Consider the following 22,723-nt stretch of genomic DNA (forward strand, 5'->3'; position numbering starts at 1 on the left):
AAGATATTCTATCAAGATTTTGGGAAAAAATCAAGAAAGTATCTGAATTTTAATAGTTTCGCTCACCAAACAAGCCTTCTGGCAAATCATGAAATCCCTTGCCTGCTTTGAAATTTTCAAACTTACCAAGCAAAAACTGATAAGCATCCAAGCGGCTTTCGTAGCGAATCATGGCATCTTTGGCCCGCTCGTCTTGGTCTTCTTCGTAGACCTTTTGACTTTCCTTGTGCGCCATGTCGTTGATCATGATCTGGGTATTGACCCAAGCTTCAAATTCCTTCATAAATTCCTGTTCGTAACTCATTGATTCTCCTTATTCTAATCCACGGAAGTAGTCCGTATCAATCTCTCGGTAGGGCTGGATATCCTGAACATACTCTAACACTCCTTGGAATTCCCCGTTTTCATCGTGTACCGCAGCATAGGTGATGTGAACAAACTTGCCTCGCGACTCCGACTTGAACCACATTTCATACTTGTCCTTGACCCCTTCACGAAGACCTTTCATAACGGCCTTTACCTTGTCTAGGTACTTAGGCGGATGGCAGAGTTCAACATTGCGCCCGACTTGGGATGGCGTCCGTTTGAAAATCATCTCATCAGCTGGCGCATTGTCATTGTAATACTGGAAAATATCGTCTTTATTGACAAAGGTAATCTCCATGGGGAGGTGATTGAGGATGAGGTTGGCCTGCTCTACTGAGAGATAGCCATTGCCAAAAGCCTGTTGACTATGACGGTCTAGCACCGCTTCCTTTTCCTTAGGGGTAAAGGTAATGGTAAACTGACCTTCTGGTGTATCGATAACTTGCTGAACTTGACCTTCAGCCGTGTTTAGTTGCACGGGATCCTCTGCACTCTTTTCCTCAACGAAACTCTGGCGCTCAGGCACCCATTTCTCAGACGGACGGATGATGGCATAGCCATAGGCATCGCTCTCCTCCGCAATCTGAATCCAGTCATCCTGGGTGAAAGACTCAAGGAGAATCATGAGGAGGATAGACTCTTCCTTGAAAATCATACTTTCAAACTCTGTCGCAAAGGCTTCGAAAGTTTCCTTTACAGTGGAAATCGCCACTTCTGGTAGTGCCTTAGCCGTCTCTAGAGCTGTTTGAAAGAGTTCTCTGATCTGATCATCCACTCCCCACATGACTTTTGGAGGTGAATCGTGACCATAGCGCTCCATGATGGAAAAAAAGAGCTCTTCCTTACGCTGGTAGTGGACATCAAATTGCCCCAAAAGCCCCATTTGACGAACCAAACCCTTGCGCATCTCCGCAAGCATTTCCTCGTCTTCCATAGACTCATAGGTATCTAACAATCTCCGAATGCGAATCAAAGCTGCACGGAGAGCCAGATTTTCATCCTTGAAGACCCGAACTGGATGGCCAGGGTGTTCGGTGTCCTCTACTTCGACGCCCTTAACAGCGTTTTTAAAAAGATTGGCATGGACATCACAGAGCTCCATGACATCTTCAAAGGTGACACCTGAGTCTGAGTTCATCAGCTCGTGCTCCATGAGGGAAATCTCAATGGCTGAAACACCCGTAAAAGTCGCATCAAAACGCTCCTGAACTGACTCGGGAGAGGCGCCGTTGTGCAATTCTAACAAAATATCCCGTAGGATATGAATCCGTTCATCTGCCATTAGTCTAATCCAATCACTTCATAGCCGTTCGCTTCCAACGTGCGGACAATCTTGTCCATAGGAGTTCCTTCAAGTTTAGAACCCTGCTTAAGCGATACTTTGCGACCAACTGTGTTGCGCATCAAGGGATTAGCAAGTGGTTTAAAACCCAGCTCCACTAGGATTTCCAAAACTTCTGGGTGCTTGTCTACCACTTCTGCAACGGGTATTGACACATCGATGATATTGTCCATGACGACCTCCATTGTATGTTCTAATACTCAATGAAAATCAAAGAGCAAACTAGGAAGCTAGCCGCAGGTTGCTCAAAACAGTGTTTTGAGGTTGTGGATAGAACTGACGAAGTCAGTAACCATACCTACGGCAAGGTGAAGCTGACGTGGTTTGAAGAGATTTTCGAAGAGTATAAAATGATTTTACTGCTTATATTATACCATATAGAAAGAGATTAAAAAACTAGCAGCGGAGTTCCTGCTAGTTTCTTTCATTTCAAGTTATTCCTTATCACCTGGTTTTGCGAGCCACTGGGCGACATCCATCAGCTTGTCAGCAAGCAGTACTTTCCCGAAACCTACTAGAGCATTGTCGTCTTTTTTCATGTTCTTCAGAACTTTGATGCTTTGCATCACAAAAAAGTAATTCCCGTATGTCTTGGCTAGAATTTTAATGAATCCCATATTACTCTCCTTCGATGATTTCGACCTCTTTTCGGATAGTATCAACGTCTCTTTGATATTGCACTTCATTGTAGTTGACTAGCTTGGACAATTCCTGTTGCAATCTTTCTCCCATCGGTTTCATGGTCGCAAAGGTTAAGCCCCCAGAAATGACTCCACCTAGGATAGGGATCACTTTCCCCATCCCTTTGGCTAGGCCTCCTTTTGTCAGATTGACACCAAAAATTTTCAAAATTTTCTCTAAAATAGGATACCAAAGGGTCTTTGTCAAGGCTTTCTTGTTTACTACTTTCATGACTTGCTTGGCTACTGTCACACCACCTGATCGAAGCAGAGCACCTGCACCATTTACTCCCAGCATCACACCGAGATACAGTAGGAGTGTATTTTTGGCTTCCTCGCTTAACTCATTGCGCGATGCCCAAAGATCATCAAATCCGTAAATATAGCCTAGTTCCTGAGCTAGTTTTAATGAGAAAGCGTAAAACTGGGCTACATCTGTTGGAATGGTAATTGCCATGGCAAGGCCTCCAGGTAGACCTGCTAATACCGAAGTTCCACTAGCCAGTAAGACATTGTCCTTAATACAGGTCTTTGCCACTCGATCTAAGCTTTCCTGAGGTAACAAAGAAGTCGGCCCTTGTTCTAATAAGGTAGCAATGTCCTTGCGATCTAATTCCTTGGAAAACTTTTCCACCAAAAATTTCTCTCGATCAACTTTGACTACGGGAAGTTTCACCACTTGTTGTAGTACTTGCATAGCTATATCTTGTTTAGCCATATGTTTCTCCGTTTTTCATTTATATCATGCTTTATCATATCATACTATGTGAAATTTACAAATTTTTTAAACCGATTTTTATCAGATAGCAATTATCGTACTCTGGCAACAAAAAAGAGGGTTCCCCCTCTTTCTTAGTTCTTATCCAGATTGCGTAGCATCTCGTCAATCTTGTTTCCATATTCAATGGACTCATCTTTGACGAAGGTTAAATCTGGGATTTTGTACAATTTCAAATTGCGACCAAGTTCACGTTTGATCGTACCAGTTGCTTTTTCAAGCCCGATTTGAGCTTTTTGGTTATCCGAAGCAAGGTTACTCAAAATGGTGTAGTAAACCTTGGCAACAGACAAGTCACCCAGCATCTGAACATCTGTAATGGTCACACCTTGGACACGCGGATCACGGACCTTCTTTTGCAAAATCTCGTTGACTTCACGCTTGATTTCCATGCCCACACGATCCGTACGGAAATGATTTGCCATGATATTCCTTTCTCTACTTTGACCCAAAAGCTAGGCCAGCAGACCTAGCTATTTTTAATAGATAGAGGAACTAGAGCCATTTGAATCTAGGAAACAAGCCTTTGATAGAACTAAAGTTCATCAAGGCGCTGTTGACAACGAGTCAAATGAGCTATCGTTTCTCTATTATCGTTTGATTTCTTCCATGACATAGGCCTCAATCACATCATCAGTCTTGATATCATTGTAGCCATCAATCATCAATCCACCTTCACGACCGTTTGTAACTTCTTTCACGTCGTCTTTGTAGTGTTTCAAGCTTGCGAGTTCGCCATCATAGATAACGACACCGTCACGGATAACACGGACTTTCGAGTCACGGGTAACCTTACCGTTGATAACCATGAATCCACCAATGGTTCCCACTTTAGATACCTTGAAGGTTTCACGGATAACTGCTTCACCGATAACTTTTTCTTCGAATTCTGGGTCAAGCATCCCTTTCATGGCTTCTTCCATCTCTTCGATAACCTTATAGATAATGCTGTGGAGACGGATTTCTACATCGTCAGCTTCCGCTTGTTGACGCGCTTGTGGTGTAGGGCGTACGTTGAAACCAACGATAAAGGCATTTGAAGCTTCCGCAAGAGTCACGTCAGATTCGTTGATAGCACCGACTGCCGAGTGGACAATGGTAACTTTGACACCTTCTACATCGATCTTTTGAAGTGAGGCAGAAAGGGCTTCAACAGAACCTTGTACGTCGGCCTTGATGATAACATTAACTGACTTAAGCTCACCAGCTTTAAGCGTATCAAAGAGGTTTTCAAGGCTGACACGTTGAGTAGCTTGACGTTGCTTCATAAGAGCACGTTTGGCACGTTCTTCACCGGCTGCACGCGCAGATTTTTCATCTTCGTAAACGGCAAAGTGGTCACCCGCCATTGGCGCTTCGTTCAAACCTGTAATAGAAACTGGTGTTGATGGGCCTGCAACCTTGACACGACGACCAAGGTCATTGGTCATAGCACGGACACGACCGAAGGTATTTCCGACAACGATTGGGTCTTGAACATTCAAGGTACCTTGTTGGACAAGAAGGGTTGCGACCGCACCTTTTCCTTTATCCAAGCGCGCTTCGATAACCGTACCGATCGCACGCACTGTTGGGTCTGCTTTGAGTTCTTGGATTTCAGCCACAAGTAGGACCGTTTCTAAGAGTTCATCGATGTTTTGGTTGAATTTAGCTGAGATTTCAACAAATTCAGAATCACCACCCCAAGCTGTTGACATAACACCATGCTCTGCCAATTCACCGATAACGCGTTCTGGGTTGGCACCTGGTTTATCAATCTTGTTGATAGCCACGATAATTGGAACGTTTGCCGCTTTTGAGTGGTTGATGGCTTCGATAGTCTGAGGCATAACCCCGTCGTCGGCCGCTACAACCAAGATAGTAATATCGGTAACAGATGCACCACGCGCACGCATAGAGGTAAAGGCCGCGTGTCCTGGTGTATCAAGGAAGGTAATCTTCTTGCCATTTTCCACGATTTGGTAGGCACCGATATGCTGCGTGATACCACCTGCTTCACCTGTCGCAACACGAGAGTTACGAAGGGTATCCAAGAGGGTTGTTTTACCATGGTCAACGTGTCCCATGATGGTTACAACTGGTGGACGCTCAACCAATTCATCTTCATTAAGATAGCCATCTTCGACAAAGAAACGTTCGATGTCGGCATTATCCACTTCAACCTTTTGTTTGGCTTCGATACCGTAATCCACCATGAGGAGTTCGATGGTTTCTCCATCTAAGGATTGGTTTTGTGTGGCCATCACACCCATCATAAAGAGTTTCTTAACGATTTCAGCTGGTTCACGTTTGATCCGTTTTGCGATTTCCGCAACAGTCATACCATCTGTATACTCAAATTCTGTTGGCAATTCGTGGAACTTACGCTCTGTAACAGGTTTTGGAGCCTGGTTACGGTTGTTTTGCTTGTTCCCTTTTTTATTTTTCTTGTTGTTATTCCAGTTACTATTTCTTTGATTTCTCACTTGATTCTGACTACTTCGATTCTTTTGTTGTTTTCTAGGACCATCTTCTTCGTGATCATAATCGTCACGTTCTTTGTCTGGTCGAGCTTGTTTTTTACGACGTGTATCCACTGGCGCTTCTTTCGCTACAGGAGCTACTGTTACGGCTGGTTGCGTTTGTTCAGCTAGCTTAGCAGCTTCCTCAAAGATTTCCTCTGGCTCCTTGCGTTTGTTAGCTTGAGCCAAGGCTTCTTTGGCTGCTTGCGATTGTTTGAAGCGCTCCTCGCTTGAGCGTGCGTACTCTGCATTTTGCTCTGCTTTTAGGGCTGCTGCACGGGCTTTAAAGTCAACACGTGGTCCAGCTTGTTTTGGCTGGAAGTCTTGTTGCTGACGGCGATCATTGCCACGATTCCCTTGACCTTGTGATTTTTTCCCTTGGTCGTTGAATCGGCGATTGTCGCGGTTCCCTTGACCAGGTTTACCACCATTACGGCCGTCATTTTTCTGACGGTTTCCGTTTTGTTGTTGGTCACGGTTGTTGCCCTTGTTTTGTTTGCGTCGTTCTGCCTGCTCTTTGGCACGCGCCTCACGCTCCGCCTTGAAGTTTCGACTCTGTGGTCTTGCGGCCACTACTTTTTCTTCCTTAGGAGCTGCAGGTGTAGCTGGTTTACTTTCTTCCTTAGCGACAACTGGTTTATCTGATACAGGCTTTTCAACTTTCTTTTCTACACTTACTTTTGGTGCTGCAGGTTTTGCTTCTGCCTTAGGAGCAGGTGCAGGTTTAAAGCTAGCCGCGATTTGCTCAGCAGCAGCAGCTTCCACGCTCGATGAGTGGCTTTTCACATCCAAGCCCAACTCTTTTGCACGCGCTACAACTTCTTTACTTTCTTTTCCAAGTTCTTTTGCGATTTCGTACAATCTTTTCTTAGACAAATCATGTCCTCCTCTTCTATTCCATAAGAGACCTCATTTTCTTTGTAAATCCAGCATCTGTCACAGCCAAAACCTTTCTCGGTTTCCCGACTGCTATGCTTAATTCCAGTGTTGAAAACACGGTTATAACTTCTACTTGATAATAGTCACTTTTATCTTGAATCTTCTTGGTCAGATTAGGACCAGCATCATGGGCTAGAAAGACTAGCTTGGCTTTCTGATCTTGGATGGACTTGACCACCAATTCCTCACCTGATATGATCCGGCCTGCTCGTTGAGCAAGTCCCAAGAGATTACTTATCTTTTGCTTATTCAAGTCCTAACTCTCTTCTTTTCACTTTGTGATCAACATAGGCGATCAACTCGTCATAAAAGCTTTCTTCCACTTCCATGTTAAAGCTGCGGTTAAAGACTTTCTTCTTTTTTGCCTCTAGGGCTTCTGCATTGTCTAGCTTGATATAAGCGCCACGGCCATTGGCCTTGCCTGTCGGATCGATAAAAACCTGTCCTTCTTTGTTCTTGACAATGCGGAGCAAATCACGCTTATCAATCACTTCATTGGATACAACAGACTTGCGCAAAGGGATTTTTCTTGTTTTCATCTTTCCCTCCTCTAGCAGCTTTTATTCTTCCGTCAATTCGTCCGCAGCTGCATAATCCACTTGACCTGCTTCTTCCATAGCTTCAAATTCGCTTGCAGACTTGATATCGATACGGTAACCTGTCAAGTGAGCCGCCAAGCGAACGTTTTGTCCACGACGACCGATAGCAAGAGAAAGTTTGTTATCAGGTACAACGACCAAGGCACGTTTGCTGTCATTTTCATCAAAGATAACTTGGTCAACCTCTGCAGGTGCGATGGCATTGTAGATAAATTCAGCTGGATCTGCTACCCACTCGATAACGTCGATGTTTTCTTCGACAGGAATCATACGATCACTCTTGGCATCGTAGCGAGCTGGGTGGAATTTGCTGGTGATTTTCTTGATATTAGCACCACCACGTCCAACGATTGTCCCGATAGCGTCCACGTTTGGATTGTGGCTACGAACGGCAACTTTCGTACGGTCACCAGCTTCGCGGGCTACGCTCATGATTTCAACAGTTCCATCATACACTTCTGGAATTTCTTGCTCCATCAAGCGTTTGATCATTTCTGGATGACTACGGCTAACAAAGACGTTGACACCACGAGGGTTGTCTTCAACTTTATAAACGTAAACCTCAATACGGTCGTGGGAAGCAAAAACTTCTCCAGGGATTTGGTCTTGTTTTGACAATTGGGCTTCGATGCTGCCAAGGTTGACGTAAATAAAGCGGTTGTCAAAACGTTCTACCGTACCAGACATGATTTCTTGTTCATGTTCCTTGTAAGTATTATAGGTGATGGCACGTGTTTGCTTGCGCATTTTTTCCATGATGGTTTGTTTAGCAGATTGGGCTGCTACACGACCAAACTCAGCTGGTGCTTCTTCAAACTTGATTTTGTCACCAAGCTCATAGGCTGAATTAATGGCAAGGGCATCTTTCAAGCTAATTTCCAAACGGCTATCAAATACTTCATCAACAACTTCACGGACAGTATAAACTGTAAAGTCACCTGTTTTTTCGTTGAAGTCAATAGCTACGCTGTCAGATTGACCATAGCGTCTGCGATAAGCGGAACGAAGCGACTCTACTACTGCGTCGATGATGTCTTCTTTTTTGATTCCCTTGTCTTCTTCCAAAATGCGGAAGGCCTCTAGCATTTCTTTACTCATGTTCTTTTTACTTTTGAATCCTCAAAAGCTATCCTTTCTTTTCTATAGTTTTACTGCTAAACGTGCTTTTGATACTAAACTGTATGGAATTTGAACGGTTTTCTTACGTGTCTTGTCCATATACTCCATAGTCAACTCATCCCCTTCAAAGGATACCAAGGTGCCTTCAAAGACTTTTTGCTTATCAATGGCTTGGTAGAGCCCGACATGGATGTATTTCCCAACAGCTCCAGCGACAGCATCCTTGGTTTTCAAAGGACGTTCCAAGCCTGGACTGGTGATTTCTAGGAAATATTGTTCTGGGAAGGGATCGGGCTTGATGGTATCTAAGACAGGACTGATGATTTCTGTCAAGTCTGCCGTGTCGTTCAAGGTAATTCCTTCGGGTTTATCTACAAAAATACTGAGAATCATGTCACTGCCAATCTTTCCATACTCGATATCCACGAGCTCGAAAGGTGCTTGGATGACAGGTTCTACAACTTCTCTGACTAATTCTACGATTGTTGCGATTGCGTCCACCTCCTCATAAGCAAGAGGCGAAGATATTTCCCCGCCTCTCTTTCTCATATTCTTACTATCAGTATAGCACGTTTGTCAATTTATGTAAAGCATTAGCACTCAAACAGCTGGTTTTCAAGCTATTTCTTAAAATTCTGCTTCAACTCGATAGATCACTTGACCTTTGCTGGAGAATTTTTGCTCATATTCTGTCATGACATTGCCTTCAAAATCACTGGCATGCAAGTCCAGCCAAACACCATTGAGTTTCATCCCATACTGAGAAAAGCTCACTAGACTATACTCAAATAAGCCACGATTGTCTGTCTTGAAATGGATTTCCCCATTCTCAGGCAAGATGCGCTTGAAGGTATCCAAGAAACTCTTGTAAGTCAAACGACGCTTTTCATGGCGTTTTTTAGGCCAGGGATCTGAAAAGTTTAGGTAGAGACGATCAATCTCACCGTCTTCAAAGTAGTCGGTCAGATCTGAACCATCTACCCACAGCAACTTGATATTGGGCACTCCAACTTCTAATACCTTATCCAAGGCATAACTTAATACCGACTTTTGGATGTCAATCCCGATGTAGTTGATGTCAGGATTTTGCTTGGCCATTCCTGATACGAAGGCCCCTTTCCCACTTCCAACTTCAACATGAATAGGATGATCATTTCCAAACAAGTCTCGCCATTTCCCTTTAGCTTCCAAGGGATTGAGGACTACATACTGAGGATTGGCCTCTAGTAATTCTGTCGCCCCTTTACGATTTCTAACTCTCATCTCTTCTTTCCATACTTGTCACGGAAGACGCGCAAGGCATAAATCTCCCGGTTTACATTGTCTAAATCTTGATTTTCACAGTATTTGGCAATCTGGTTCAAGTAAGAATACTGACCATACCAATACAATTTATCTAACACTGTCTGATTGTACTTATAGCCGTAGTCTCTCAACCATTGACGCCACTGATGATCTGGAATGTAGTGGCATAGCAAATGCGCCACATCAAACATACGATCCGTCAGACGAACCGAATCCCAATCCACTAGATAAACGAGTCCACTCTCTGTCTCAATCCAATTACTATGACGAAGATCCCCGTGCACAATCGTTGCATGGTCTTCCCTAAAACCTGGAGCCGTCTTACCTAGCTCCGCAATCACACTGTTCAAATAGTGGTTCTGTTTCAAGATTTCTGGAACTCCATGTTGCCAAGAACGCAATAAATCAACTGGTGTTTCCATGGTATATCCCAAACGGCTCAACTGCTTCATCAAAGGACGCGAGCGGTGGAGACGGTTCAAGATATTGATAATCTGCTTGCGATTCATGTCGTAAGGGGTCAAGATTTTGCCCGTCAGCCATTCCTGAGCACACATATCACTGCCATCTGGCAAACGACGAGTCCATAGTAATTGAGGAGCGATTTGTTCTCTGGCCAGGCCAGGTAGGATTGGAGAGGTGTTCATTTTTACAAAGACGCGCTTCCCATCAGGGTAGCTTCCCATATAAGCTTTGCCGCTCTTCCCAGGGATAGGGGTCAGCGTTAGCTCATTATCACCCAAGTCCATTTCTTTCCTCCGTATAAAGTTTCCTTACTATTCTACTAGTTTTTGGTCTATTCGTCAACCAATCTTTTTAGTTGGTAAGGTAAATAAAACAATTGTAGGAAGAGACTAGCCCCTACAAGAGCCAACAAGGCTATTTTCCCTTGAAAAACCACTGCTCCGACCAGCAATTCTAACAAAAGAACTGCACTTCCCACACCGACTACAATCTGTTTCAATCCCTTCTCTTTCTCCCCTTTTTCTAGTGGAAAGAGCTGAGTCAAGTACTGGTAGTCAAAGGCATGATAGAGGGCCAGTAACTGAAAGAGCAGGAGATAGTTAAATAAAACTACTACTGCTGTCGCGATCCAAGCTTGCTCAATAAAGATCACAGCTAACAAGGATAGGAAGAGGAGGCGGAGACTGAGGGCAAAGAGGTCTCCATTTCGCAGATAAGAGCGGAGATAGAGATTTTGCCAAATCTTCCCAGGCACCTTTTGAACAGTCTTTAGGATGAAATCTAGATAAGCGCGACGTTTGACACTATTTGAAACGCCCTTGACCTGAGTAAAGAGAGCAAAGAAACGAAGCAAAACTTGCTTGCGCTTGCTCTCTTGGGCGATCACATAGTCCCAGTCAATTCCGTTCTCAGTAAAAAATTTATTGGATTTTTGACGAAAGACCAGGTATTTCCCAGCTCCCAGTAAAAGCACATAGATGAGAAAGACTGGCAAGCCATAACCCATGGCTAAAAATAAGGGCGCAAATAAAAGCAAGAAAAGTGTTTGGACAAAGAGCCAAACGACCAGTGAGCGCATCGTCTGCCCTTTGAGGTGAGACTTAACCTCCTCTTCACTGACTAAGAGAAAGAGCTTGTCAGGTGCCTCCATATAGGTCGCGATTCCTCCCCAAGCCAAAAGCAAGGTAGATACTATTACTAAAAACAAGAGAATAGGCCAATGATTTTCAGGAAAATCTTGCAAGAGTTGACTATACTGGTAAGCTAGAAAACCGATGAGAACTAACAGGAACAAGACAAAATGGTCATTTAGAACATAACGCAGATAACCGACACACTCCTTACGAAAAGCCTGCTTTCGCTTTAAAAACAAGTCTTTCATAGCTCCTCCTCTTTGGTCAGAGCCAAGTAAATATCATTCAAACTCGCTTCAGGCATGTCAAAGACCTCGCGGAGTTGCTGGAGGTTCCCCTGAGCCCGCACCTCTCCCTTGTGGAGAATGACAAAGGCATCACACATCTTTTCTGCTGAGTCTAGCACGTGGGTACTCATGAGAATGGACTTGCCTTTTTGCTTTTCCACTTCTAGAAGCTGAATCAAGTCAGAAATGGCCAGCGGATCGAGGCCAAGAAAAGGCTCATCAACGATGAAAAGACTCGGATCTACCACAAATGCACAGATAATCATGACCTTCTGCTTCATCCCTTTGGAGAAATGCACTGGAAACCAGTCTAATTTTTGATCCAAACGAAACATTTTCAACAAAGGTTCTACTCGATCAAAAGCTATATTTTGCTCAATACCATAAGCCATGGCAACCGTCTCGATATGCTCTCTGAGGGTCAATTCCTCATACAGACTAGGCGTTTCTGGGATATACCCAATCTGCTTGCGATAGTTGGTCGCATCTTCTCGCAGGGTGAGACCATTAATCTTGATTTCCCCACTGTAAGGGATCAACAGACCAATAATCTCATTGATTGTCGTTGATTTTCCAGCACCGTTGAGACCAATCAAACCGACTAACTGCCCACTTTCAACGGTAAAGGACACATCTTTCAAGACAGGAACGTGAACATAGCCTCCTGTCAGGTTTTTAATTTCTAACATATTTTCTCCGAATCTGGTATAATGTAGCTATATTATATCAAAATTCAATACAGTAGAGGTGGATTTTATGTCAGATTGCATTTTTTGTAAGATCATCGCAGGGGAGATTCCTGCTTCAAAAGTATACGAGGATGAGCAGGTTCTTGCCTTTCTTGATATCTCTCAAGTAACGCCTGGACACACCTTGGTCGTGCCAAAAGAACACTACCGCAATCTTTTGGAGATGGATGCTGCCAGCGCCAGCCAGCTCTTTGCCCAAGTGCCAACAGTGGCTCAAAAAGTCATGAAGGCTACCAAGGCCGTCGGCATGAATATCATCGCTAACTGTGAGGAAGTTGCTGGTCAAACAGTCTTTCATACCCACGTGCACCTCGTACCTCGCTACGGTGCTGAAGATGACCTCAAGATTGACTTTATCGCCCACGAACCAGACTTTGACAAACTTGCCCAAGTCGCTGGAACCATTAAAAACGCTTAAGGAGTTGCCATGAAACTATCCAATCTATTGCTATTCGCAGGAGCTGCAGCTGGAAGTTATTTTGTCGTGAAAAATCGCCAAGCCATTCAGGATGAAGTGCTAGATACAACTGACCGTGTCGAAGCTATCAAGGATGATTTGGATATCATCCAAAACAGCCTACAAATCATTGACCAACAAAAAGCCCTTATCAAGGAATACCAAAAAGATTTGACCTACAAGTTCAAAGTCTTAGAAAAGGATTTCCAAACTAGACTAGCTGTGATAAAAGAAACACAGGAGCTTGAGGATAAGTAAAAAGAGCCAACAACTTTCCTTAAATCCATTTTAGGTTGTCAAGTCCAAACAAAGAAGAGGAATGAAAATGAAACAGTTTGTAAAAGTTCTAGCGAAGGTCATCGCGATCCCTTGCGGCTGCCTCTGCCTTCTTGTAGCCTTGGCATTTCTACTAGTGGCCAATCTTTTCAAGGCTTCACCGAGTGACATCCGTGAGGGGAATGAAGCCTTAAAACAAATCTTTATCTCCCTTGACCTCCCTCCCGAGAAAGTCGAATCGGATGGACACTATCAATACGAGGGTGGAGGCCTAGATTTTTATGTTACTTTCTCAGACGAGGTCATCAATAGTCACCCCGTCCTAAAAGAAAGTCCAAAACTCACCAAAAACCGACTGGAAGTCTATGTCCTACAGGCAGGGGATATTTCATACTATAAGGTAGGAGACAACTTGTTCAATCACGGTTTAATACAATTTTTGGAGGAGGAGGGCGAGAAGTATTTCCAAGAAAAAGGAAAGAAATCAAAATCTTCTTACACAATTCTAAATTGGAAAGATCAGGAAAGTCTTAAAAAGGGAATTGCATTCTATGAAAAAGCTTTGACCTTAGTGGATATTCAAGATAATTCGGCGATCAAACATATCGATACTGTCACTGTGAAATCTGGTAAAGAAGCGGAACTTAAGCAACTCATTCAGGAGATGGATGCAGCTGGATTGCTCACTCAAAAGTACAAATAGTAGACTAACTGGAAAATGATTTTTCGACACTAAATTTTTAATGATAAAACAAAAAGAGCCAATCGGCTCTTTTTACTTTATTCTCCTTCAAAGGCATCTTTTATATGGTCAAAGAAACCTTTTTTCTTTGGATTGACTTTCAAGTCACCTGCAGCTGCGAACTCTTTAAGGGCTGCTTTTTGGCGGTCGTTCAAACCTGTCGGAGTTACAACATTAACGGTTACGTATTGGTCACCAACGGCACCGCCACGAAGGCTCGGTGCTCCCTTACCACGTAGACGGAATTTCTTGCCAGTCTGAGTTCCTTCTGGGATGACCAATTCAACATCACCATGCACGGTTGGAATTTCCACAGTATCACCAAGAGCTGCTTGGACAAAGTTGAGGTTCAGATTGTAGAAGATAGTGGTTCCTTCACGTTCAAACTTATCGCTAGCTTCCACAGAAACTACTACATACAAGTCACCATAAGGTCCACCGTTAAATCCTGCTTCACCTTGACCCGCTAGACGGATTTGTTGGCCTGTTTCCACACCCGCAGGGATCTTCACATGTACGCTATGAGCTTGTTTTTCATGACCTGTTCCGTGACAAGTTGTACATGGATCTTTGATTTCTTTTCCGCGACCATGACAGACATCACAGGTTACTTGGCGGCGCATCATACCAAGCGGAGTCTGTGTATCGACGTTAATAACACCAGCACCATGACAGCGTCCACAAGTGACTGGACTTGTTCCTGGTTTAGCACCAGATCCATTACATGTACGACAGCTAGCTTCACGATTGTATTTAACTTCTTTTTCCGTTCCGAAGATAGCTTCTTCAAAGGTCAAGTTCACACGATACTGGAGGTCATCCCCTTGACGAGGAGCGTTTGGATTGCGTGAAGCTCCGCCTCCCCCGAAGAAACTTGAGAAAATATCTTCAAAACCACCGAAGCCACCTGCTCCGTCAAAGCCGCCAAAACCGCCAGCACCACCAAAGCCACCGTTGGCACCTGCAGCACCATATTGATCGTAGGCAGCACGTTTTTGGTCGTCACTCAAAGTCTCATAGGCTTCTTGAACTTCCTTGTACTTTTCCTCAGCACCAGGTTCCTTGTTGATATCTGGGTGGTATTTTTTCGAAAGCTTACGATAAGCCTTTTTGATCTCGTCTGCCGAAGCGTTTTTTGACACCCCCAGACGATCATAAAATTCAGTATTGTTCATACAAGATACTAAGAGCGAACAGAAAGCGACTGAAATTTAGGAAACCGATAAGAAATCCTGATTTCTTAGGAGGTTTATCTAATTTCCAAGCTTTCCGCTCGAGTTCAATTACGAACACCCTTATTCCTTTCTATAATTTATAAGTAAATCATTAGAAGGTATTGTCTATACTCTGCTTCACTTCATCAAACTCTTTGTCCGATAGAGTAAAAATCAAGTCCTCTTCTGAATATTCGTTCTGTTCTTTAAAATAGTTGTCAGTATTTTCTGCCAAACCTAGACCAAGAATCACTTTTCTTGCAAACTCTTGATGTGCAAAGCCAATAGCAGTAATGATATTTTTATCTTGCAGGACAGCTTTTGCTTTGAAATTTTCCCGAGGAAGAAATTCAAAATAGTCAAAGAAGTTTTGCCAAATTCCACCTGTAAATTTCGTGTCCTTCAACAGACCTGCTTTCGCTAATAAAAGAGGTGCTGAAGAAATGGCTGCAATTAGGATATCTTGCTCACCAAGGTCCCTCAAGAACGAAATCAATTTCTCATCCTGTAGGGCTGGTCCTATGTTTACCATCCCTGGCAAAATCACGCAAGAATACTCTTCTATACGGATTTGATCCAGTGTTTTCGTTGGTTGACAGGGCAAACCATCCTCAGAGACTACCATTGAGTGATCTGAAGCGACATAATCAATCGTGACGTCAAAAGACAGAGCTAAAGTACTTGTTAAAGCGGTTATCTCATAAAGAGAAAAATTAGGATAAATGATACAAAGTACTTTTTTCATACGCAACATCCTCTATTTTACCGAAAAACAGAGGCTGGGCTGCAACCTCTGGATTTCTTCCTATCATTATTACATTTAGACAAAGTACCTTAGTAATTCGTCATTCTTAACGAGTTAGGCTTAACTGAGTTTCGGCTAAAAACTTCGGAAAAAAGATAAGCCATCTTTTGTGCATCGCACAAGGCGATGGCTCCCTATTTTTCTTTCGTTTTCTTAACGCCTCAACATCTTACCGAATTGAGCACTCCCTAACCTCTTGGTGAAAAAGACAAATCTTCCTAGAAACTAAAATTTCTGCGTCAGATTTCCTATTTTCACTGTGAGGTTTTAACGGGCTTTGCATCTTACTTTTCAGTAAACTCTCCGTCTACGACGTCATCGCCTGCGTTTCCTGTTGTTTGTGCGCCTTCTGCTCCTGCTTGAGCTTGTTGGGCTGCAGCGGCTTGTTCGTAAAGTTTAACAGCAAGTCCTTGAGCTTTTTCGTTCAATGCTTCGAGTTTTGCTTTCATTTCGTCCAAGTTGTTGTCTTCTTGCGCTTTCTTAAGGTCATCAAGGGCAGCTTGAGCAGCATCACGCTCTGCATCGAAGCCTTTGCCTTCAGTTTCCTTAATTGTCTTTTCAGTCGCAAAGATAGCTTGGTCAACTTCGTTACGAAGGTCTACTTCTTCTTTACGTTTCTTATCTGCTTCAGCGTTAGCTTCTGCATCTTTCATCATGCGGTCGATTTCTTCGTCAGTCAAGCCAGAGTTAGATTGGATAACAATTGTTTGTTCTTTTTGAGTTCCAAGATCTTTAGCCTTAACAGATACGATACCGTTCTTGTCAATGTCAAATGTTACTTCGATTTGAGGAATTCCACGAGGTGCAGCTGGGATATCAGTCAATTGGAAGCGTCCAAGAGTCTTGTTATCTGCTGCCATTGGGCGTTCACCTTGAAGAACGTGGATATCAACGGCTGGTTGGTTGTCTGCCGCAGTTGAGAAGACTTGTGATTTAGATGTTGGAATAGTAGTGTTGCGATCGATAAGTTTTGTAAATACTCCACCCATTGTTTCGATACCAAGTGACAATGGCGTTACATCAAGAAGGACAACGTCTTTCACATCACCAGTGATCACACCACCTTGGATAGCAGCACCCATAGCAACTACTTCATCAGGGTTTACTGATTTGTTTGGTTCTTTACCAGTTTCAGCTTTAACAGCTTCTACAACGGCTGGGATACGAGTTGAACCACCAACAAGGATCACTTCGTCGATTTCTGACAAGCTCAAACCTGCATCTGAAAGCGCTTGACGAACCGGAACTTTTGTACGTTCTACAAGGTCACGAGTCAAATCATCAAATTTCGCACGAGTCAAAGTCATTTCCAAGTGAAGAGGTCCAGCTTCACCAGCAGTGATAAATGGCAAGCTGATTTGAGTTGAAGTTACACCAGAAAGGTCTTTCTTAGCTTTTTCAGCTGCATCTTTCAAACGTTGCATCGCCATCTTGTCAGTAGACAAGTCAATACCGTTTTCTTTCTTGAATTCTGCAATCATGTGATCGATGATCTTTTGGTCAAAGTCGTCACCACCGAGTTTGTTATCCCCTGCAGTCGCCAATACGTCGAAGACACCGTCTCCCAATTCAAGGATAGATACGTCGAATGTACCACCACCAAGGTCGAATACCAAGATTTTTTCTTCTTTGTCAGTCTTGTCCAAACCGTAAGCGAGTGCTGCTGCAGTTGGCTCGTTGACAATACGTTCTACTTCAAGACCAGCGATTTTACCAGCGTCTTTAGTTGCTTGACGTTGAGCATCGTTGAAGTAAGCAGGAACTGTGATAACAGCTTTGGTTACTTTTTCACCAAGGTAGTCTTCAGCATAACCTTTCAAGTATTGAAGGATCATAGCTGAGATTTCTTGTGGAGTGTATTCTTTTCCATTTGCAGAAACTTTTTCAGAGGTTCCCATCTTAGATTTGATAGAGATAACTGTATCTGGGTTTGTGACTGCTTGACGTTTTGCAGCATCACCAACAATGATTTCACCGTTTTTGAACGATACTACAGATGGAGTTGTACGGTTTCCTTCTGGGTTTGCGATGATTTTGCTTTCAGTTCCTTCAAGAACTGCAACTGCTGAGTTTGTTGTACCTAAGTCAATACCGATAATTTTAGACATGTGTTTTTCTCCTTTAATTTTATATTCTTTCTTTTTGGTACTCTTCTTAGGTAGCGGCGCCGTCAGAGCTTGACTCGTCAATCTCTTTGCGCAAACTTTGAGCCTAAGGTCTCAAAGTTTGCGCAAATAGCGCCACGGCGAAGAGTATCGTCTTTTGTTCGCTTCGCTCACTATTGCAAAGCTGAACAATTTCTTAACTTTCTTCATAGTTTATTGTCGTTTCGGACAAGTTTTTAAGTTCTCTAGCCTAGTTATATACTACTACCATGGCTGGGCGTAGGATGCGGTCATGGAGTTTGTAGCCTTTTTGGAAGACTTGAGCGATGGTGTCTGCTGGGTGTTCATCGTCTGCTGGGAGCGTTTGGATGGCCATGTGGTAGTTATGGTCAAATTCACCGTCAGCTGCGATTTCTTCGATTCCTTCTTCTTTCAAAGCATGTACCAAGCTCTCTTGCACCATCTCCAATCCTTTTTTGACATCGTCTGTCAAACCTTCAACTGCTAGTGCACGTTCTAAGTTGTCAAGCGACGGTAAAATTGCTTTTGCCAGATCTTGGCTACGATAACGTTGCAAGTTTTGACGTTCTTCATTGGCACGGCGTTGAATATTTTGCATTTCTGCATGAGCGCGAAGGTATTTGTTTTCGAACTCATCCACACGTTCATTTGCCAAGTCCAACTCAGACTTCTCAGGAGTTGTTTCTTCAGTTGTTTCCACAACTTCCTCTTCTTTCATTTCTTCGTTTTTTTTATCTTGGGCCATTTTCGCCTCCTTCTAATGATTCCAATATTAATTTACTTCGTAATGATTACTGCTGAGGTAGCGATAAAAATCTGTCAACTTCATCGTCAAAACACGATTGACCACATTGACTTGGTTGACCAATTGCTGATAATCTAGATTGACTGGACCGATAATCGCTAGAATTCCAAAACCTCGATAAGGAATGAGGAATTTACTGCTAATCACTGCTAGGTTAGCTAGACAGGATTCCTGACTGTCCGCAACACGAACATTTTGCATCTGATCTTCATGCAGACCCTCACGAATCTCCAGAGCCACCTTTTGTGGATGATCAAAGAACTGATAGGCTGCTAGATTAGCAAAATTCAAGAGATTGACTTTTCCCGACACCACAATATTTTCGTTGAACATTTCTTTAAAGATGTGTTCAAAGAGATCCATGACATTGTCCGTTGTTGTAAAGTAACGTTGGATAATCTGTGGAATCTCCGTCCGAATCTTATAATGAATGTCCAGAACAGTGTGACCAAGGAAACGTTCCTGAATGATGCTCTTCAGTTTCAGCAAATCTTCCTGCAAGAAGTTCCTTGGAATCAAAAACTGACTGGTAACCGTTTGAGACTCGTCTAGGGTGAAAACTGCAAGAGCAGTATGTTGTCCTAGAACGACAATATCGAAGGCCGTCAGGCGCTGTCTGCTCGGCTCAACATCCAGTGCTACTACCGTACAGCCGCTCAGGTCTGTCAATAGATTAGCAGCCTCTTGCAGAATATCCTCCAGTTTGAAGAACTCCTGATCAAAGGCTTTGACAATCTCGTATACCTCATTTTCAGCCAGTCTGTCAAAAGCAAGCGAGTGTTTCACATAGTACTGAAATCCCGCGACACTTGGCATCCGACCGCTTGAGGTATGAGCCTTCTCAAGCAAACCCTGCTTCTCTAGAGCTGCCATGTCATTACGAATGGTAGCACTACTAGAATTGATAGACTCTTGTAGCGCCTTGGATCCGACAGGTTCGTGCGTTTTGGTAAAGATGTCAATAATCAGATTTAAAATATCCTGCTGACGCTCTGTAACCATCTCATCACTCCTCTCTGTCCGATCGATTAGCACTCTATGTACCCAAGTGCTAACTCATGATTCTATTATACACCCTTAGAAGAGAATGTCAAGATAAAAACTCAAAAAATTAGCACTCTTTTACCAAGAGTGCTAAAAATCAGTCTGAAGACCTAGAACCTTGCTACTCATCTACCTGGTATTTCCTTTTAAGTCTGAAAAAACCATAGATTAGATAAGAAATTAAGCAAGTGTATAAAACGAAAATAATAAAGAAAGACTGAGACAAGTTCTCTCGATACAAACTCATGCAAACAACAAGACCACCTGAGAAAGCGGCTATACAGGAACGAAGTCTAGACCGCATAGCTTCCCATCTAAGAGCATTACGCATATAGACTTTCTCCTCTGAAAGTATATCAGAAGTTGGTTTACGAAGAATTGAATAAAAACCTGTTTCTATCAATTCCCAACCGCTATTTCTAAAATCTTGCAGTTCATGCTTATACTTTTTAAGAAATCTAGAATCATAGATATGATAGATGACATCATCTGGTTGGCATTGTTCAAAATAGAAAAAACCAAAACGGTTAGTTCTATATCTCCAACCTTTCAAGTGCATCTCATGTAAATATTCTTCTTCCTTGTCCAAATCAACAATGGTGAAAATCCTAAATTGTACTTTGCTATTCATTGTCTTACCTCCAAATTAGAAAACAGGCATTCTTTCATTTATCAGATAATTCTTTCCACTTTTGACTCAATTTCCAAAAAATATAAGAAATCTGAATCGCAAAAACTATCAATAAAATCCAATCTATTATGAAAATCAAAAATACTTCCCATCTGAAAGAGCTAGCTCCACTGACAAACTTTGAGAAAACCGGTAGTAGAGCTAAAAATAGAATCAAAATAGGAAGCATCCGCATTATTAAAATCCGTTTGATCATAGCTAACTTCCCTGTAGCGTCATTATAGATTTCAAACTCAGTATCCGATTCAATTTCAGAATGCGCTTTTCTAAAATAGGAAAAACTATTAAAGTCTGTAATATGCTCCCAGCCACAGTCTTTAAATAATTGTAAATAGGAGGCTCTCTCTGATTTTTTCATGGGATAAAAGTCCAACTGATAAGACACCTGCTCCGGTTGGCACTTTTCAAAAGTATACTTAACCGCAACTACTAAGTTAGAGTAGCTTACTTCCTTAAGTTTCCAGCCCTTAGCATGCATTTCCCCAAGGTATAAAGCCTCTTTATCATAATCTGCAATTGTAGATATTCGATATACAACCTTCTTTTCCATCATACTTCCTCCCGACTATTTCTATAGAGCCGTTCAATACGTTTCAATTCAATATCTAAGACTTTTCGTCCCAAGTCTGTGATCTGATAGATTTTACGTTTTTCCTCTTCCCGGATAAAGGAAATCAAGCCATCCTTTTCCATCTTTGACAAGGTCCCATACATAGTTCCAGGACTAATCGAAACTTGCGAATCTGTCATCTCCTTGACCTTTTGTGTGATACCATATCCATGGTTCTCCTTCTGTAAACAAAACAAGATATAAAAACCTGTTTCAGTCATGGGAAGGTAAACACGCCTGATTTTATCTGTTAATTCCATTTATTCACACCTCCTATTCAGTTCGATATATCGCATCTCGTTATATAAACTATATCACAGCTCGATATAAAATGCAAGAAAAAGAGAGAACGATTTCTCGTTCTCTCTTCTTAGGGTAAGAAATTAAGATGTCAATTTCTTATTCACTAAGAGCATCTTAGTCTTTCTTGCGAAGGACAAAAACTGCTAGGCTTGCAAAGGCAAGACCAATGATTGAAAGAAGACCAGATACTGCTGAGCCTGTGTTTGGTAACAAGGCCTTAGTTTGACTACTTCCTTCTTCTGGTTTGCTATTATTTCCAGAATCTTTATTTGTTGCCGGGGTAAATTCCCAAGTACCGACGAAGTGGGCATCCGCTCCATTGATGGTTTCTGATGCCTTGTCGTAGGACTTGAAGCTCCAAGTGCCTTCTGCTGTCTTCACTTCTGTTTGACTTGGTTGAGTTGGAGTCGCTTGACTACCATCTTTCAAGTCTGTTTGGTCTGCTGGAAGCAAGGATTTCACTTCTTGTGGAAGCTCTTTACCTGGAGTTCCGCTGACAAACTCATGAACCGCTTTATGAGTCACTGTTGGAACTGGAGTTGCTGTAAATTCCCATGTACCTACAAACTTAACATCTGATCCATTAATTGCTTCCGATGTCTTGTCATAAGACTTGAAGCTCCAGGTACCTTCTGCTGTCTTCACTTCTGTTTGACTTGGTTGCGTTGGCGTTGCTTGACTGCCATCTTTCAAGTCTGTTTGGTCTGATGGAAGCAGGGATTTCACTTCTTGTGGAAGTTCTTTACCTGGAGTTCCGCTGACAAACTCGTGAGTTGCCTTATAGGTTGGGGATGGGGTGAATTCCCATGTACCTACAAACTTAACATCTGATCCATTAATTGTTTCCGATGTCTTATCATAGGACTTGAAGCTCCAGGTACCTTCTGCTGTCTTCACTTCTGTTTGATTTGGTTGCATTGGAGTTGCTTGACTGCCATCTTTCAAGTCTGTTCGGTCTGCTGGAAGCAAGTCTTTCACTTCTTGTGGAAGCTCTTTACCTGGAGTTCCGCTGACAAACTCGTGAACCGCCTTATGAGTCACTGTTGGAACTGGGCTTGCTGTAAACTCCCATGTACCTACAAACTTAACATCTGATCCATTAATTGTTTTCGATGTCTTGTCGTAGGACTTGAAGCTCCAGGTACCTTCTGCTGTCTTCACTTCTGTTTGACTTGGTTGCGTTGGCGTCGCTTGATTGCCATCTTTCAAGTCTTTTTGATCTGCTGGAAGAAAGGCTTTCACTTCTTGTGGAAGTTCTTTACCTGGGGTTCCGCTGACAAATTCATGTGTTGCCTTGTAAGTTGGTGCTGGGGTAAATTCCCAGGTGCCTACGAAATGTGCATCTGCTCCATTGATGGTTTCTGATGCTTTGTCATAGGACTTGAAG

General features: G+C 42.8%; 27 protein-coding genes. 3 read left to right on the forward strand and 24 right to left on the reverse strand.

All coding sequences use genetic code 11. The features are described 5' to 3' along the window. Positions 1-49: 49 nt before the first annotated feature. The 15 genes from HMPREF1149_RS08400 to HMPREF1149_RS08470 all read right to left on the reverse strand — a co-directional run bounded on the left by HMPREF1149_RS08400 (position 50) and on the right by HMPREF1149_RS08470 (position 12,203). Entirely contained in the window at positions 50-304 is a 255-nt protein-coding gene (locus HMPREF1149_RS08400) for a DUF1912 family protein (protein WP_000119707.1), read from the reverse strand. Between the two features lie 9 nt (positions 305-313). Further along, positions 314-1,648, reverse strand: coding sequence for a DUF438 domain-containing protein (locus HMPREF1149_RS08405; RefSeq protein WP_000752870.1), 1,335 nt, complete (start codon positions 1,646-1,648; stop codon positions 314-316). Further along, positions 1,648-1,881, reverse strand: a complete 234-nt coding sequence (locus HMPREF1149_RS08410; RefSeq protein ID WP_000368739.1) for a DUF1858 domain-containing protein — start codon at positions 1,879-1,881, stop codon at positions 1,648-1,650. Before HMPREF1149_RS08410 ends, HMPREF1149_RS08405 begins: the two co-directional genes overlap by 1 nt. 261 nt (positions 1,882-2,142) lie before the next feature. Further along, complete coding sequence (locus HMPREF1149_RS08415) at positions 2,143-2,325, reverse strand: hypothetical protein (RefSeq protein WP_000505780.1); 183 nt, start codon at positions 2,323-2,325, stop codon at positions 2,143-2,145. Between the two features lies 1 nt (position 2,326). Further along, entirely contained in the window at positions 2,327-3,106 is a 780-nt protein-coding gene (locus HMPREF1149_RS08420) for a hypothetical protein (protein ID WP_001118423.1), read from the reverse strand. 134 nt (positions 3,107-3,240) lie between these two features. Further along, positions 3,241-3,591 (reverse strand): 30S ribosome-binding factor RbfA, encoded by a 351-nt coding sequence (rbfA, locus tag HMPREF1149_RS08425; RefSeq protein ID WP_001273601.1) that lies wholly within the window; start codon positions 3,589-3,591, stop codon positions 3,241-3,243. Between the two features lie 165 nt (positions 3,592-3,756). After that, positions 3,757-6,543, reverse strand: a complete 2,787-nt coding sequence (infB, locus tag HMPREF1149_RS08430) for a translation initiation factor IF-2 (protein ID WP_000039172.1) — start codon at positions 6,541-6,543, stop codon at positions 3,757-3,759. A 16-nt stretch (positions 6,544-6,559) separates the two neighbouring features. Beyond that, positions 6,560-6,859 (reverse strand): YlxQ-related RNA-binding protein, encoded by a 300-nt coding sequence (locus tag HMPREF1149_RS08435; protein ID WP_001041402.1) that lies wholly within the window; start codon positions 6,857-6,859, stop codon positions 6,560-6,562. Beyond that, complete coding sequence (gene rnpM, locus HMPREF1149_RS08440; protein WP_000857560.1) at positions 6,852-7,145, reverse strand: RNase P modulator RnpM; 294 nt, start codon at positions 7,143-7,145, stop codon at positions 6,852-6,854. The genes HMPREF1149_RS08435 and rnpM overlap by 8 nt, the downstream gene beginning before the upstream one ends. A gap of 21 nt (positions 7,146-7,166) precedes the next feature. Then, on the reverse strand, positions 7,167-8,303 hold the full coding sequence (nusA, locus tag HMPREF1149_RS08445) for a transcription termination factor NusA (RefSeq protein WP_000032278.1): 1,137 nt from the start codon (positions 8,301-8,303) through the stop codon (positions 7,167-7,169). 42 nt (positions 8,304-8,345) lie between these two features. Continuing rightward, positions 8,346-8,825 (reverse strand): ribosome maturation factor RimP, encoded by a 480-nt coding sequence (gene rimP, locus HMPREF1149_RS08450; protein ID WP_000338696.1) that lies wholly within the window; start codon positions 8,823-8,825, stop codon positions 8,346-8,348. A 126-nt stretch (positions 8,826-8,951) separates the two neighbouring features. Then, complete coding sequence (gene trmB / locus HMPREF1149_RS08455; protein ID WP_001266088.1) at positions 8,952-9,587, reverse strand: tRNA (guanosine(46)-N7)-methyltransferase TrmB; 636 nt, start codon at positions 9,585-9,587, stop codon at positions 8,952-8,954. After that, positions 9,584-10,378: a cell cycle regulator CcrZ gene (gene ccrZ, locus HMPREF1149_RS08460; protein ID WP_000363023.1), complete on the reverse strand. Its 795-nt coding sequence runs from the start codon at positions 10,376-10,378 to the stop codon at positions 9,584-9,586. The genes trmB and ccrZ overlap by 4 nt, the downstream gene beginning before the upstream one ends. Before the next feature lie 47 nt (positions 10,379-10,425). After that, positions 10,426-11,475, reverse strand: coding sequence for an ABC transporter permease (locus tag HMPREF1149_RS08465; protein WP_000653787.1), 1,050 nt, complete (start codon positions 11,473-11,475; stop codon positions 10,426-10,428). Then, complete coding sequence (locus tag HMPREF1149_RS08470) at positions 11,472-12,203, reverse strand: ABC transporter ATP-binding protein (RefSeq protein ID WP_000889928.1); 732 nt, start codon at positions 12,201-12,203, stop codon at positions 11,472-11,474. Before HMPREF1149_RS08470 ends, HMPREF1149_RS08465 begins: the two co-directional genes overlap by 4 nt. A 67-nt stretch (positions 12,204-12,270) precedes the next feature. Here HMPREF1149_RS08470 and HMPREF1149_RS08475 point away from each other — a divergent pair, with 67 nt between their 5' ends. From HMPREF1149_RS08475 to HMPREF1149_RS08485, 3 genes are all read left to right on the forward strand, one after another. Continuing rightward, the gene (locus tag HMPREF1149_RS08475; RefSeq protein ID WP_001278314.1) at positions 12,271-12,681 is read left to right on the forward strand and encodes an HIT family protein; all 411 of its coding nucleotides are present in this window, start codon (positions 12,271-12,273) and stop codon (positions 12,679-12,681) included. Between the two features lie 9 nt (positions 12,682-12,690). Then, positions 12,691-12,978, forward strand: coding sequence for a hypothetical protein (locus HMPREF1149_RS08480; protein WP_000777738.1), 288 nt, complete (start codon positions 12,691-12,693; stop codon positions 12,976-12,978). Between the two features lie 67 nt (positions 12,979-13,045). After that, positions 13,046-13,699, forward strand: coding sequence for a hypothetical protein (locus tag HMPREF1149_RS08485; RefSeq protein ID WP_000808878.1), 654 nt, complete (start codon positions 13,046-13,048; stop codon positions 13,697-13,699). Positions 13,700-13,776: 77 nt separating this feature from the next. Here HMPREF1149_RS08485 and dnaJ read toward each other — a convergent pair whose 3' ends face one another. The 9 genes from dnaJ to HMPREF1149_RS11520 all read right to left on the reverse strand — a co-directional run. Next, entirely contained in the window at positions 13,777-14,913 is a 1,137-nt protein-coding gene (gene dnaJ, locus HMPREF1149_RS08490; RefSeq protein WP_001066316.1) for a molecular chaperone DnaJ, read from the reverse strand. A gap of 151 nt (positions 14,914-15,064) precedes the next feature. After that, a complete protein-coding gene (locus tag HMPREF1149_RS08495; RefSeq protein ID WP_000756342.1) occupies positions 15,065-15,697 on the reverse strand; it encodes a DJ-1/PfpI family protein in 633 nt (210 codons plus the stop codon). Positions 15,698-16,041: 344 nt separating this feature from the next. Further along, positions 16,042-17,865, reverse strand: coding sequence for a molecular chaperone DnaK (gene dnaK / locus HMPREF1149_RS08500; protein ID WP_000034655.1), 1,824 nt, complete (start codon positions 17,863-17,865; stop codon positions 16,042-16,044). A gap of 247 nt (positions 17,866-18,112) precedes the next feature. Beyond that, positions 18,113-18,628, reverse strand: coding sequence for a nucleotide exchange factor GrpE (gene grpE / locus HMPREF1149_RS08505; protein WP_000046060.1), 516 nt, complete (start codon positions 18,626-18,628; stop codon positions 18,113-18,115). A gap of 27 nt (positions 18,629-18,655) precedes the next feature. Further along, positions 18,656-19,690, reverse strand: coding sequence for a heat-inducible transcriptional repressor HrcA (gene hrcA, locus HMPREF1149_RS08510; RefSeq protein WP_000255742.1), 1,035 nt, complete (start codon positions 19,688-19,690; stop codon positions 18,656-18,658). A gap of 163 nt (positions 19,691-19,853) precedes the next feature. Further along, a complete protein-coding gene (locus HMPREF1149_RS08515) occupies positions 19,854-20,363 on the reverse strand; it encodes a DUF2812 domain-containing protein (RefSeq protein ID WP_001086360.1) in 510 nt (169 codons plus the stop codon). A gap of 34 nt (positions 20,364-20,397) precedes the next feature. Beyond that, a complete protein-coding gene (locus HMPREF1149_RS11380) occupies positions 20,398-20,973 on the reverse strand; it encodes a DUF2812 domain-containing protein (protein WP_000412845.1) in 576 nt (191 codons plus the stop codon). Then, the gene (locus HMPREF1149_RS08525; RefSeq protein ID WP_000423978.1) at positions 20,973-21,293 is read right to left on the reverse strand and encodes a PadR family transcriptional regulator; all 321 of its coding nucleotides are present in this window, start codon (positions 21,291-21,293) and stop codon (positions 20,973-20,975) included. Before HMPREF1149_RS08525 ends, HMPREF1149_RS11380 begins: the two co-directional genes overlap by 1 nt. Positions 21,294-21,450: 157 nt before the next feature. Continuing rightward, on the reverse strand, positions 21,451-22,723 hold a 1,273-nt coding region (locus HMPREF1149_RS11520), incomplete at its 5' end, for an SHIRT domain-containing protein (protein WP_000396764.1).

This window comes from Streptococcus sp. BS35b, from assembly GCF_000286475.1.
GTDB classification, from domain to species: Bacteria; Bacillota; Bacilli; order Lactobacillales; family Streptococcaceae; genus Streptococcus; species Streptococcus oralis_W.

What these genes read in the sequence shown, in the direction of transcription:
- trmB (WP_001266088.1), bottom strand. Translation starts at nt 9,587, where the DNA reads ATGAGAGTTAGAAATCGTAAAGGGGCGACAGAATTACTAGAGGCCAAT.
- HMPREF1149_RS08485 (WP_000808878.1), top strand. Translation starts at nt 13,046, where the DNA reads ATGAAACAGTTTGTAAAAGTTCTAGCGAAGGTCATCGCGATCCCTTGC.
- dnaK (WP_000034655.1), bottom strand. Translation starts at nt 17,865, where the DNA reads ATGTCTAAAATTATCGGTATTGACTTAGGTACAACAAACTCAGCAGTT.
- HMPREF1149_RS08420 (WP_001118423.1), bottom strand. Translation starts at nt 3,106, where the DNA reads ATGGCTAAACAAGATATAGCTATGCAAGTACTACAACAAGTGGTGAAA.
- HMPREF1149_RS11380 (WP_000412845.1), bottom strand. Translation starts at nt 20,973, where the DNA reads ATGGAAAAGAAGGTTGTATATCGAATATCTACAATTGCAGATTATGAT.
- HMPREF1149_RS08480 (WP_000777738.1), top strand. Translation starts at nt 12,691, where the DNA reads ATGAAACTATCCAATCTATTGCTATTCGCAGGAGCTGCAGCTGGAAGT.
- HMPREF1149_RS08415 (WP_000505780.1), bottom strand. Translation starts at nt 2,325, where the DNA reads ATGGGATTCATTAAAATTCTAGCCAAGACATACGGGAATTACTTTTTT.
- hrcA (WP_000255742.1), bottom strand. Translation starts at nt 19,690, where the DNA reads ATGGTTACAGAGCGTCAGCAGGATATTTTAAATCTGATTATTGACATC.
- HMPREF1149_RS08495 (WP_000756342.1), bottom strand. Translation starts at nt 15,697, where the DNA reads ATGAAAAAAGTACTTTGTATCATTTATCCTAATTTTTCTCTTTATGAG.
- ccrZ (WP_000363023.1), bottom strand. Translation starts at nt 10,378, where the DNA reads ATGGACTTGGGTGATAATGAGCTAACGCTGACCCCTATCCCTGGGAAG.
- HMPREF1149_RS08400 (WP_000119707.1), bottom strand. Translation starts at nt 304, where the DNA reads ATGAGTTACGAACAGGAATTTATGAAGGAATTTGAAGCTTGGGTCAAT.
- dnaJ (WP_001066316.1), bottom strand. Translation starts at nt 14,913, where the DNA reads ATGAACAATACTGAATTTTATGATCGTCTGGGGGTGTCAAAAAACGCT.
- HMPREF1149_RS08525 (WP_000423978.1), bottom strand. Translation starts at nt 21,293, where the DNA reads ATGGAATTAACAGATAAAATCAGGCGTGTTTACCTTCCCATGACTGAA.
- HMPREF1149_RS08475 (WP_001278314.1), top strand. Translation starts at nt 12,271, where the DNA reads ATGTCAGATTGCATTTTTTGTAAGATCATCGCAGGGGAGATTCCTGCT.
- HMPREF1149_RS08465 (WP_000653787.1), bottom strand. Translation starts at nt 11,475, where the DNA reads ATGAAAGACTTGTTTTTAAAGCGAAAGCAGGCTTTTCGTAAGGAGTGT.
- nusA (WP_000032278.1), bottom strand. Translation starts at nt 8,303, where the DNA reads ATGAGTAAAGAAATGCTAGAGGCCTTCCGCATTTTGGAAGAAGACAAG.
- HMPREF1149_RS08410 (WP_000368739.1), bottom strand. Translation starts at nt 1,881, where the DNA reads ATGGACAATATCATCGATGTGTCAATACCCGTTGCAGAAGTGGTAGAC.
- HMPREF1149_RS08515 (WP_001086360.1), bottom strand. Translation starts at nt 20,363, where the DNA reads ATGAATAGCAAAGTACAATTTAGGATTTTCACCATTGTTGATTTGGAC.
- HMPREF1149_RS08470 (WP_000889928.1), bottom strand. Translation starts at nt 12,203, where the DNA reads ATGTTAGAAATTAAAAACCTGACAGGAGGCTATGTTCACGTTCCTGTC.
- rbfA (WP_001273601.1), bottom strand. Translation starts at nt 3,591, where the DNA reads ATGGCAAATCATTTCCGTACGGATCGTGTGGGCATGGAAATCAAGCGT.
- rnpM (WP_000857560.1), bottom strand. Translation starts at nt 7,145, where the DNA reads ATGAAAACAAGAAAAATCCCTTTGCGCAAGTCTGTTGTATCCAATGAA.
- HMPREF1149_RS08405 (WP_000752870.1), bottom strand. Translation starts at nt 1,648, where the DNA reads ATGGCAGATGAACGGATTCATATCCTACGGGATATTTTGTTAGAATTG.
- grpE (WP_000046060.1), bottom strand. Translation starts at nt 18,628, where the DNA reads ATGGCCCAAGATAAAAAAAACGAAGAAATGAAAGAAGAGGAAGTTGTG.